Here is a 10,759-nt window from a genome sequence, read left to right as displayed (position 1 = left end):
CCGCTTCCGCACAGGCCGCGGCGCCTGTGGCCGCGAAGAAACCGCCGGCACCGAAGGCTGCGCGCGCTCCCGCAGCACCGGTTCCGCTCGCGCCGCCGCCGGCAACGACGGCGGCTCCCGCGGCTGCGGATAACGAGTAGATCGGCATTCCAAATGCGGTGCTGCCCGGCTAATGCTTGGGCATGCCGCTACATCTGATCAAGCTCGCCGTCGGCTGCGACTCCGTCAAGGAATTGAAGGGGTGGGTGGCCGAGCGGATGCAGACCGCGAAGAAGAAGGGTCTGCCGCAACATCACATCCACATCACCCGCATGGTGCCCAAGCGCGACGCCGAGATCCTCGCGGGCGGGTCGCTCTATTGGGTGATCAAGGGCGAGATCGCCGCGCGGGAAAAGATCATCGGCATCGAGCCGTTCCGCGACAAGGACGGCATCGGGCGCTGCCGGATCGTGATGCAGCCGAAGGTGATCTCGGTGTCGCCGCGGCCGATGCGCCCGTTCCAGGGCTGGCGCTACCTGACCGACGATTCCGTGCCGCCCGATCTCGGCAAGTCCGCCGCCGGCTCGATCGCGGCAATGCCGGAGCCGATGCGGCGCGAATTGCGCGATCTCGGGCTGCTCTAAACCCCGATATTGTCGATCAGCCGGGTGTTGCCGATCTTGGCTGCGACCAGGATCCGCAATGGGCCGTCCTTGCGCGAAGTGGCTGGCGCCAGCGTCTCGGCATTGCGGACCTCGAAATAGTCGAGCGCAAAGCCGGCTGCCTTGATCGTCTCCGCGCCGCGCGTCATCGCCGGCGCGACGGCTTCGCCCGCCTTGATCCGTCCGGCGCTGTCCTTCATCGCGCGGTAGAGCACGGTGGCGGTCTGACGCTCCTCGGGCGAGAGGTAGACGTTGCGCGAGGACATCGCGAGCCCGTCGCGCTCGCGCACGGTGCGCGAGCCGATCACCCTGACGCCGAGGTCGAGGTCGCGCGCCATCTGCGTCACCACCCGCAATTGCTGAAAGTCCTTTTCGCCGAAGATCGCGAAATCCGGCCGGACTTGCGTGAACAGCTTGCCGACGACGGTGGCGACGCCGCCGAAGAAATGCGGGCGGAAGCGGTCCTCGAGGCCGGCGAGCGCCGGCCCCTCCGGCACGATCCGGGTGGCAAAGCCGTCCGGATACATGGCCTTGACGTCCGGATGCCAGACGATGTCGACGTCCTCGGCCGCGAGCTTGGCAATGTCGGCCTTCCAGGTGCGCGGATAGGCGCCGAAATCCTCGGTCGGGGCGAACTGTGTCGGGTTGACGAAGATCGAGACCACGACGCGGCTGGCGCGCCGCTTGGCAAGGCGGACGAGGGACACATGCCCGTCATGGAGGGCCCCCATGGTCGGGACCAGCGCGATCGTGGCCTTTCGCTTGCGAAGATTGTCGGCGGCGCGGCGCAAGGCCGGGACCGTGCGGGCGATCAAGGGGCTTGATGACATCAGGACTCGACAGGTTGTTGGAATCGGCGCGGCGTGATCCGGCGCCCGGGGCGGCTAACCTTAACAAGCAGCGATCGTGGACGCCATGCACCCGGATGCGGCACAGCATCTCGCGCAAGACCGCACACGACATCGCGACATTGTGGGCTGGATCACAGACGAAGATTGGCACTGCCATTCATGATGAAGAATGGCGCAGTACGATTTGTATGACCTGTCACGCATTTCACTTGACCGCAGACGCGGCCAACTCGAAGATATTCATCAGGGGTGTTGAGGATCGCCATGCTTGTGCAGGCTAGCCAAGGCCAATCCGGCTCGGCGCATGTGGTCGTGCTCGGCAACGAGAAGGGCGGCTCCGGTAAATCGACCACGGCCCTGCACATCGCGGTTGCGCTCCTGAAGGCCGGCCAGCGCGTCGCCACCATCGATCTCGACTGCCGCCAGCAGAGCTTCACCCACTACATCAGCAATCGTTCCGCCTGGGCGCGCCGCACCAAGCTCGACCTCGAACTGCCGGTGCATCGCTGCATCAAGCTCGGCGAGACCATGCAGATCGCCGAGAACGAGAATTCCGAGTTCCAGCAATTCATGGAGGCGGTCTCGGCCGTCGAGAGCAGCTTCGACTTCATCGTGATCGATACGCCGGGCACCGACAGCTACCTGATGCGCCTCGCGCACTCGATGGCCGACACGCTGGTGACGCCGATCAACGACAGCTTCCTCGATTTCGACGTCCTCGGCACCGTCGATCCCGCGAGCTACGCGGTGACCGGCGAGAGCCACTATGCCGAGATGGTGCGCGACGTTCGCCGCAAGCGCCGCCAGCTCGACGGTTCGACCACCGACTGGATCGTGGTGCGCAACCGCCTGTCGATGCTCGGCTCCCGCAACAAGCAGCTGGTCGCCGAGGGGCTGAAGGATCTGTCGCTGCGGCTCGGCTTCCGCTACGTCGACGGCTTCGCCGAACGCGTCGTCTATCGCGAATTTTTCCCGCGCGGCCTGACCGCGCTGGACGAGATCGACGAGGCTACCCTCGGCATGCGGCCCAATCTCGGCCATCTCACCGCACGGGAAGAGGTGACGAGCCTGCTTCGCCAGCTCAAGCTGCCGCTCGACGAACGCGGGCGCCGCCGCGCCGCCAACCGGGCCGAGTGGTTCAACCAGATCGACAAGCCGCTCGAAGTCCACGACATCTTGGGCGCCTGAGGCGGTACAAAGCTACTTTCGATCGATCCGCCTGCCGGTTCCTGCGGGAACCCCGGCCGCGTTCGGCCGTTTTCACCTTGCGTTTACCGCGAAATTGAACCCGATCGAGACCGGTTGCGTCCGATGGTGAGCTGCATCCTGGCGTAGCCGTGGAAGAAGAGGATGCACAGAAAACGTGTGCGGCGCACAATGAAAGGGCTGCCGGTTCACAATATTTGGCCTTCCTGTCACGCGCCTGTGACATATATTAGCGAATAGGCGACCAGGGGACGAAGAGCCTCGGAAGAACACGATTTTCAACAGGGATTCAGGCCGCAAGAGCCTGAGGCTGAGGACGAAAATGAAGCGTGGAATTGCCGTTCTGGTTTCGGTCAGTGCCCTCTGCGGCATCGCCTATTTCACGGCGAGCAAGTGGGCGATCAAGCACGAGACCATCACATTCTACGATGCCTCGCGCGACAACCGTCCGGTCCCCGTCCAGATCGCGGTGCGCCGTGACAAGGAAATGCAGGCCAATGCCGGGATGATCACGCTGCCGGTCGCAGTGATCAATCACGGCAACACCGTCAAGAACACCGAGTACGGTTTCCTCGCCAACATCTTCGCTGCGCGCGGCTACATGGTCGTGAGCCCGCAGCACGATCTGCCGACCGATCCTCCGATGGTCACCAAGCCCGGCGAGCTCTATGTCGGCCGGCTGCCGCAGATCCTGCGCGGCGTTGCCAACATCCATCTCGCCATGCAGGAGATGAAGAAGGTTCAGCCCAACGCCGACTACGCCAAGGTGACGATGGTCGGCCACTCCATGGGCGGCGACATCACGATGTATTTCGCCAAGCAATATCCGGATGAGGTCAAGAAGGTCGTCACGCTCGACAATCTGCGCGTGCCCTTCGTCACCGCCGGCAAGTTCAAGATCCTGTCGTTCCGCTCGCAGGATCCGCAGTTCAAGCCTGATTCAGGCGTAATCCCGACCGACGAGGAATGCGAGAAGGCGGGCATCCAGGTCGTGAAGACCGAATTTCAGCACAACGACATGCGTGACACCGGTCCGGATGTCGCCAAGAGCTCGATCCAGAGCATGCTGGATAAATTCCTGAGCGCGACTGACAGCGAGATCGCGCCGGTCGACACGCAATCGTCGCCGCCCAACATCCTCGAACCCGGCCCGGTCGCGCTGATGTCGCCTGCCAAGAGCTGACACCAAGAGCCGACATCGAGAGCCGACGCGCTCACCGATTGGACTGATTTCCAAAGCCTCCGCCGGCCTCCGCCCGCGGAGGCTTTGCACATTGACCGGGCTGTCCGCGCTGACCACATTAGCTGCTTACGCAGGGTCAAGGGATGTCGGGCCAACCCATCAAGCCGCGCGGCGGCGATGCCGTCTCGGCGCAAGCAGGCGGCGCGGTCCCGCAGACGGGAACGTCGACCGCGGAGGACATTGCCGCTTTCGTCGCCAAGGCGCGGGCGCTGTCACCCCATGCGCCGGGCGCGAAGGGGCGGCTGATCTTCGCATTGGACGCCACGATGAGCCGGCAGCCCACCTGGGACATGGCCTGCGCGCTTCAGGCCGACATGTTTCGCGAGACCGCGGCCCTCGGCAGTCTCGATATCCGGCTGGTCTATTATCGCGGCCTGAACGAGTGCCGCGCCACCGGGTGGATCTCCGACAGCACCAGGCTGGCGGCGTTGATGAGCAGGATCGATTGCCGGGGCGGGGACACCCAGATCGGCAAGGTGCTGAGCGAGGCGCGGCGCGAAGCGGTCGCGTCGGGCGTGCGCGCCGTCGTCTTCGTCGGCGATGCCATGGAGGAGAAGGTCGACGAGCTCTGCGTCAAGGCCGGCGAGCTCGGCATGCTCAAGGTCCCCGTGTTCGTGTTTCAGGAAGGTCATGACGCCGTCGCCGAACAGGCCTTTCGCGAGATCGCGCGCCTGACCGGCGGTGCCTGGTGCCGGTTCGATCCGGGCGCGGCGGCGCAGTTGCGCGAGTTGCTGCGGGCAGCAGCCGCCTATGCCGCCGGCGGTCGCGAGGCCTTGTTGAAACTGGCGAAGACTGCGAGCGGGGCGGCCAAGCTGATCGGCCAGATGAAGTAGCGCTCAGGCCGTTCTGGCGCGTGACGGCGTATGCCATGCATTTTGCCGCGATGGCGACTATATTCCCGATATGACCCTGATCGCCGGCGCCGTCGCTGTTATCACGCTTTACCTGCTGCTCCAGATGTTCCGCGCCGCCAACCCGGCGGCGCTGGCACGCGCCATCAGATTTGGTGGCGGCGTGCTGGCGCTGGCGGTCGCGGCATTCACGGGACTGCGGGGCGAGCTGGTGGTGGCGATCCCGCTCGGGTTTTTCGGCGCCGGGCTGCTGGGCTGGACGCCGCTGGCCAACGCCGGATTCGGTAATCTCGGCGGCCTGTTCGGCGGCGGTGCCGCGCCGGCGTCGGGACAGACCTCGCGCGTGCGCTCGCAATTTCTGGATATGCGGCTCGATCACGACACCGGCCAACTCGGCGGACAGATCGTCGCCGGGCCGCACGCCGGGCGCGATCTCGGCGAGTTCGACCTTCCGAGCCTGCTGGCGATGGTCCCGACCTTCGATGCCGAGAGCGTCGCCTTACTTGAAAGCTATTTGGACCGCCGGTTTCCCGCTTGGCGTCAGAACGCGCAGGGCGATGCGGCAGGGGGGCAGCGCCGCCCGGCGGCGAGCGGCAAAATGACGGCGGAGGAGGCCTATCAGATCCTTGGCCTGCAGCCGGGGGCGGGGCGTGACGACATCAGCCGGGCGCACAAATCCCTGATGAAGAAACTCCATCCCGACCAGGGGGGCTCGAACTACCTCGCTGCCCGTGTAAACGAGGCCAAGGATACTCTGCTTCGTACGCATAACGGCTAACTCCGGCACCACGCCACAAACGCCCGTACCGTGTGAGCTCCGCTTGCTCCGTTTGCCGTCGCCCCGATGCCCGCCATTGTCGGCGTGGTCGATCCCTTGGGCAAAGTTTTAACCGTAAATTCTTGACGAGAGGTTGTCGCGGAACAGCCTTGTCGAGACTGTGCTCGCATCAATACATCCCCAAAACGAAAATGCCCGCGCAGGGCGCGGGCATTTGGTCTGGAACGGTGTGGGAGATCAGTTGCGGACGGTGATGCAGGAGATCTCGGCGCGCTTCAGGGTGCGGCAGACAGCTTCCGCCTGGTCGCGCTCGAGGCCGGCGAAGCGGGCGCGGTAGAGCTTGCGATTGTCCTTGGCGACGACTTCGGTGAACGGATCAGCCTTGCTGAGCAGGCCGCGGGCCGAGCTGCGCGCGGCGTCGATACGCTGCTGGGCTTCGTTCTCGCTCTCGAGCGCGCCAACCTGGACGATCCAGCCGCTGTGGGTGACGACCGGCTTGGTGGTGGCGCTCATCTGGATCGGCGTCGGATCGGCGGAGGCAAGCTTCGGAGCGGCCGGAGCGGGCGCGGCGGCCGTTGCGGCCGGCAGCACCCCGAGGATCCCGTTCCCGGTGCCGAAGCCCGCCGGCTGCCGCGGCATCTCGGCGCGGGCCATCTCGGCCTTCGGCGTTTCCGGCTGGCTGACGATTTCGGGCTTGTTGATGAGATCGGCGCGGGCGACGACGGCGCCGGAGGTTTCCGCGACGTCGGATCGGGACGCAATCGCATTGGTGACCGGCGGGGCGACCTGGGTGGGGGAGGCGGAGGCGACCTTCACGGCACCGGCCTTGACCTGAACCGTCTTGACCCGAACCGGCTTCATCGGCTCGGACGAGCCGGGGATGATGGAGAGCGGCTGGCTCGAGATCACGCCGTTGGTGAGCGGCGCCGGCTCGATCTTGGATTCCGTCGCCCGAACCTCGGGTTTGGGCGGGGCCGGCGGCACCGCCGCCGTCGCAGCTGCCAGCGTCGACAGGCGCGCAGCGAGACGTGATTGGGCGGGTTCGGGGGCGGGGGCAGCGGCCTGAACCGGCGCAGCGGGCCGGACCGGAGCATCCGATGCGTCGGCGACCTCGATATTGGCGTCAGCGCCGTTACGCTCGGTGACCGCGACGACGGTGTGGGCGGTCGAGCCCTTCTCGAGATTCTCGGCGAGCAGGTTGCGCATGATGGCATCGCGCGAGCCGCCGCTGCGGCCGCCGAGCACGACGCCGATCAAATGGCGGTTGCCGCGGCGCATCGAGGTGACGAGGTTGAAGCCGGAGGCGCGGGTGTAGCCGGTCTTGATGCCGTCCACGCCCTCGACGCTGCCGAGCAGGTGATTGTGATTGCGGATCGACTGTCCGCGCCAGTTGAACGTGGAGGTCGCGAAATAGCGATAGTAGCGCGGGAAGCGCTCCTGGATGGCGCGGCCGAGCGTGGCCTGGTCGCGCGCGGTCGTGACCTGCTCGTCGTTGGGAAGGCCGTTGGCGTTGCGGTAGACGGTCTTGGACATGCCGAGCGCGCGGGCCTTGCGCGTCATCATCTGCGCGAAGTCGTCCTCGTCGCCGGCGATTGCTTCCGCGATCACCACGGCGGCGTCGTTGGCGGAGCGGGTGACGAGACCCTTGATCGCATCCTCGACACGGATGGTCTGGCCGGCACGCAGGTTCAGCTTGGTGGGGTCCTGGTCGGCAGCGTGCTGGGACACCGGCATCTCGGTGTCGAGCTTCATCTTGCCGGACTCGAGACGCTCGAACAGCAGATAGAGCGTCATGATCTTGGTCAGCGAGGCGGGATGGCGGATCCCGTCGGGGCTCGTTGCCTGCAGCACGGCGCCCGAATTGCCGTCGACAATGATCGACGCGAATTTCGGGCTGGAGCTCTCGGACACATCGCGCTGCACCCGGTGGTGCGCGTAGTGGCGCCGATGGCGCCGGGCCTCGGCGGCATCGGTGGTGAAGATGACTGCGGTGGTGACCGTCAGAAGCCCGAAAACGCCAACCCGCGCCAAGCGCGAGGAAGACAAGTTTTTACGAAGCATGGAACCCCGTCCCCGTTTCTCAACTGATCACCGGCTCGTGAGGCGAAATTGTGCCCAATGGACCGGGATCATTACCTGCTCAGGCTGTCCCTCCGCTGGTGTTCGCCGCGGGGGACGTTTGGCCTAAGCCGCTATTCTGGCTAAGGTGATGTTCTCAAACGGCTTTTGACCGCTTGCGAAAGCTGAACACGTCCAGGGAATCAGGGTAGGGGGCCGGGGTTTCCAAAAGCTTAAGGAACTATTGCGGGAAACCCCGGGAATCTCCACGAATTCAGTCTATTTTTGTGCGTCGCACAAAGATTCTTGACTTTTTTGTGCGTTGCACTAATTGTGGGCAGAGTCAGGGAGCCGGGGCTTCCCGACGAGAGCCAGGGAAAAGGATTCCGAAATGTTCAAGGTTGAAGACTTTCAGAACTACGGGAAAGAGCACTTCGAGCAGTACGTCGCCTCCGCGACCTCGGTGCAGCACGGCATCCAGGCGATCGCCAGCGCCTATGGCGACTATACGAAGAAGTCGTTCGAAGACACCAAGTCCTTCGTCGAGAAGCTTTCCGGCGTGAAGTCGCTGGACAAGGCTATGGAAGCGCAGACCGACTTCGCCCGTTCCGCCTACGAGACCTTCGTTGCGGAATCGCAGAAGATCGCCGGCCTCTACAGCGACCTCGCCAAGCAGGCGTTCAAGCCGGTCGAGACCATCGTGTCGAAGTTCACCCCGGCCGCCCAGTAATCCATTCAGGACTTCCTGGAATCGAAAAGCCCGGCTGAACCAGCCGGGCTTTTTGTTTGCGTGCGGTTTGTTTGCGTGCGGTCGTTCCCTCAGCGCGCGACGCGCAGCCTCGACAGCGAGGTGCCGATGTCCTTGAACACGGAGACGGTCTGGCTCGCCGACGTGACCAGATAGAATTTGTCGGTGCTGCTGGCGCAATATTGCAGCACGCTCGAGGTCGGATCGCTGCCGGTGTTCACCTGCACCGTGTAGATCGTGATGTTCTCGGCCTTGGCGTTGTCGCACAGCTTCTTCTGTCGCGCGTCGATCTGCGAAGCATTGCTGTACCAGCGGTTCTGCGTGTTCAGACCGTCGGAGAGCAGAACGATCGCGTCCTTGTAGGTGTAGTTCGGATCCTTGGCCGGCGCGTTCATGGGATTGCCGGTCGACAACGTCATCCAACCCCAGGCGAGGCCAATGCCCTGGTTGGTGTTTCCGGTCGGCTTCATGGCGTCGATGCGGCCCTTGAGTGAGCTCCAATAATAGCTCAGCGGCATGATCGGCTGCAGATAGGACGAGCTGCCGGGGTTGCAGTAGGAATACTGCTCGGCCGGGAAGAGGGTCCCTACATTGCCGCTCGTCGGCGTGGTGTTCTTGGTGTCGTAGTCCTGGTCGCGATCGACCACGCAGCCGGTCCAGCCGTTGTGGTTGGCCGGCACCCATTTCCACTTGCTGCAGTTCCAGTCGTTGCCCGCGGCGCAGGTCCAGTTGCCGTTGACGGAATCCCAATCGCTGAAATCGATCCAGTCCTTGTTGTAGTTGCTGGCGCCGACATTGACGTCCTTGGCGAACGGAACGATCGAGATGTAGACGTCGCCGGCCGCCTTCGCGAGCGTGCTGAGCTGATCGACCAGGTTCTTCGCGGCCGTCTGCATCGCCGGCATCTTGCCGTCCTGCGCCATGGAGCCGGTGTTGTCGAGGACCAGGGCCACGCGCATGCGCACGTTGCCCCAGGCGCTGGTGGACGTGGTGCCGATGTCGAGCGTCGGAAAGCCGGCGATCTTCATGAAGCTGGTCGTGTAGGTGCCAGTTCCGGTGAGCTGGATCGTGGAGCCCATGCTGGTGCTCGCCGTATAGGTGGCGGCGACGCTGACCGAGGGCAGGGTGGTGCCGGTATGCAGCGCGTTGAAATAGGCCTGCGCTTTCGTGCCGATCTGCGACGTGGTGATGGTGCCGGACGATAGATCCTTGGAGAGCATGAGGGCGGCGGAGTCGAGGGCCGCCTGCATCGACGTGCGGGCCTGGACGGCGCGGCTGTAATCCACCGCGGCACCGACCATGCTCAGAACCGGGACCAGCGCGATCGCGAAGATCACGGCGATATTGCCTTGCTCGGCCGCTGCGAAGCGGGCGAGCCGTCGGCCGATCTGTCTGAAAAGCGGCGAGCGAAACATGGCGGTCCCCGAAATCCGGTTGTCTGCCCGATTTCGCGCCACGCGTTTGAATGCTTGGTAAATTGCACCGTAGAAGTCCGGGGTATCCCGAGCGAAAGGTCGCAATCGCGTAAAATGGCCGGGTTCCTGGTCAATATGGTCTTACCGGCGCCGCGGAAATTTTTGTCAAATCGGTCCGGGTTGATTAACCTTGGGCAGATCGCCCGGACCGGGAATCAGGACTGCCGTGGCCGCATCCGCCGGACTTCTGTGCGCTTGCGGCGAGCCTGGGGCAGGCCCATATTGCTGGCGAACGATCCGGTTTGGACCGGATTTGTCGGGAGCGGCGATCCAACAAGGCGGCGCGCCTGCGCCAGGCTCCGAAGGGCGGGGTCGCGCGGTAACCGCCATTCGCTTCCGTGGGGAATTTGAACGCCTGAGCCATGCCGCAATTGACTTCCAGACTCGAACTGTCCGCGCCAGCCGCTGCCTACGCTCCTCGCATGAGCAATGACGAGAACCGTTCGGGTACCCCCTCGGGTCCGAACACGTCGGTCATCACCAAGGTCAAGCCCAAGACCAAGCGGCCGAACCTCTACCGCGTGCTGATCCTGAACGACGACTACACGCCGATGGAGTTCGTGGTCCACGTGCTGGAGAAGTTCTTCAACAAGGACATCGAGGCCGCGACCAAGATCATGCTGCATGTCCACCATCATGGCATCGGGGAGTGTGGCGTGTTCACCTACGAGATCGCCGAGACCAAGGTGACGCAGGTGATGGATTTCGCGCGCAAGCACCAGCATCCTCTGCAATGCGTGATGGAAAAGAAGTAGTCGCCGGTCGCGTTCTCTGGGGGCTGTTTAGAGTGGTTCTGTTCGTGCGCTGTGTGATGGCAGCACGTCTAGTTGCGTGATCCCAAGATCATCGGCGCCAGCGCCAAGCCCGCCCAGTCAAGCCTGCCCAAATGGGTAGTTCTGCCCAAACCG

General features: G+C 64.2%; 10 protein-coding genes. 7 read left to right on the top strand and 3 right to left on the bottom strand.

From position 1 onward, the window contains the following. Window positions 1-182: 182 nt before the first annotated feature. A complete protein-coding gene (locus SE92_RS06345) occupies window positions 183-623 on the top strand; it encodes a DUF1489 family protein (protein ID WP_063194962.1) in 441 nt (146 codons plus the stop codon). Here the strand turns inward: SE92_RS06345 and panC are convergent. Further along, window positions 620-1,471 carry a pantoate--beta-alanine ligase gene (gene panC, locus SE92_RS06340; protein ID WP_063194961.1) on the bottom strand — a complete coding sequence of 284 codons (852 nt, stop codon included), beginning with the start codon at window positions 1,469-1,471 and terminating at the stop codon, window positions 620-622. The two genes, SE92_RS06345 and panC, sit on opposite strands and share 4 nt — an antisense overlap. Before the next feature lie 285 nt (window positions 1,472-1,756). On the opposite strand from panC, the gene SE92_RS06335 reads away from it, so the two are divergent. From SE92_RS06335 to SE92_RS06320, 4 genes are all read left to right on the top strand, one after another. Then, on the top strand, window positions 1,757-2,680 hold the full coding sequence (locus tag SE92_RS06335) for a division plane positioning ATPase MipZ (protein WP_063194960.1): 924 nt from the start codon (window positions 1,757-1,759) through the stop codon (window positions 2,678-2,680). A 340-nt stretch (window positions 2,681-3,020) separates the two neighbouring features. Beyond that, window positions 3,021-3,881, top strand: a complete 861-nt coding sequence (locus SE92_RS06330) for an alpha/beta fold hydrolase (protein ID WP_063194959.1) — start codon at window positions 3,021-3,023, stop codon at window positions 3,879-3,881. Window positions 3,882-4,024: 143 nt separating this feature from the next. Then, window positions 4,025-4,774 (top strand): vWA domain-containing protein, encoded by a 750-nt coding sequence (locus SE92_RS06325; RefSeq protein ID WP_063194958.1) that lies wholly within the window; start codon window positions 4,025-4,027, stop codon window positions 4,772-4,774. A gap of 70 nt (window positions 4,775-4,844) precedes the next feature. Next, window positions 4,845-5,570 (top strand): DnaJ domain-containing protein, encoded by a 726-nt coding sequence (locus SE92_RS06320; protein WP_063194957.1) that lies wholly within the window; start codon window positions 4,845-4,847, stop codon window positions 5,568-5,570. 237 nt (window positions 5,571-5,807) lie between these two features. Here SE92_RS06320 and SE92_RS06315 read toward each other — a convergent pair whose 3' ends face one another. Further along, complete coding sequence (locus SE92_RS06315) at window positions 5,808-7,631, bottom strand: D-alanyl-D-alanine carboxypeptidase (RefSeq protein ID WP_063194956.1); 1,824 nt, start codon at window positions 7,629-7,631, stop codon at window positions 5,808-5,810. A 388-nt stretch (window positions 7,632-8,019) separates the two neighbouring features. Here SE92_RS06315 and SE92_RS06310 point away from each other — a divergent pair, with 388 nt between their 5' ends. Next, window positions 8,020-8,358 carry a phasin family protein gene (locus SE92_RS06310; RefSeq protein WP_063194955.1) on the top strand — a complete coding sequence of 113 codons (339 nt, stop codon included), beginning with the start codon at window positions 8,020-8,022 and terminating at the stop codon, window positions 8,356-8,358. A gap of 89 nt (window positions 8,359-8,447) precedes the next feature. Here SE92_RS06310 and SE92_RS06305 read toward each other — a convergent pair whose 3' ends face one another. Then, window positions 8,448-9,791 (bottom strand): TadE/TadG family type IV pilus assembly protein, encoded by a 1,344-nt coding sequence (locus SE92_RS06305; protein WP_063194954.1) that lies wholly within the window; start codon window positions 9,789-9,791, stop codon window positions 8,448-8,450. Between the two features lie 482 nt (window positions 9,792-10,273). Here SE92_RS06305 and clpS point away from each other — a divergent pair, with 482 nt between their 5' ends. Next, window positions 10,274-10,606 (top strand): ATP-dependent Clp protease adapter ClpS, encoded by a 333-nt coding sequence (gene clpS / locus SE92_RS06300; RefSeq protein WP_063194953.1) that lies wholly within the window; start codon window positions 10,274-10,276, stop codon window positions 10,604-10,606. Window positions 10,607-10,759: the final 153 nt, after the last annotated feature.

This window comes from Bradyrhizobium sp. AT1, assembly GCF_001590795.1.
Taxonomy (GTDB): Bacteria; Pseudomonadota; Alphaproteobacteria; order Rhizobiales; family Xanthobacteraceae; genus Bradyrhizobium.
This window is presented reverse-complemented; position numbering and strand designations above follow the sequence as displayed.

Coding starts and splice junctions, on each gene's coding strand:
- clpS (WP_063194953.1), top strand. CDS start 10,274: ATGAGCAATGACGAGAACCGTTCGGGTACCCCCTCGGGTCCGAACACG.
- SE92_RS06325 (WP_063194958.1), top strand. CDS start 4,025: ATGTCGGGCCAACCCATCAAGCCGCGCGGCGGCGATGCCGTCTCGGCG.
- SE92_RS06305 (WP_063194954.1), bottom strand. CDS start 9,791: ATGTTTCGCTCGCCGCTTTTCAGACAGATCGGCCGACGGCTCGCCCGC.
- SE92_RS06330 (WP_063194959.1), top strand. CDS start 3,021: ATGAAGCGTGGAATTGCCGTTCTGGTTTCGGTCAGTGCCCTCTGCGGC.
- panC (WP_063194961.1), bottom strand. CDS start 1,471: ATGTCATCAAGCCCCTTGATCGCCCGCACGGTCCCGGCCTTGCGCCGC.
- SE92_RS06315 (WP_063194956.1), bottom strand. CDS start 7,631: ATGCTTCGTAAAAACTTGTCTTCCTCGCGCTTGGCGCGGGTTGGCGTT.
- SE92_RS06335 (WP_063194960.1), top strand. CDS start 1,757: ATGCTTGTGCAGGCTAGCCAAGGCCAATCCGGCTCGGCGCATGTGGTC.
- SE92_RS06345 (WP_063194962.1), top strand. CDS start 183: ATGCCGCTACATCTGATCAAGCTCGCCGTCGGCTGCGACTCCGTCAAG.
- SE92_RS06320 (WP_063194957.1), top strand. CDS start 4,845: ATGACCCTGATCGCCGGCGCCGTCGCTGTTATCACGCTTTACCTGCTG.
- SE92_RS06310 (WP_063194955.1), top strand. CDS start 8,020: ATGTTCAAGGTTGAAGACTTTCAGAACTACGGGAAAGAGCACTTCGAG.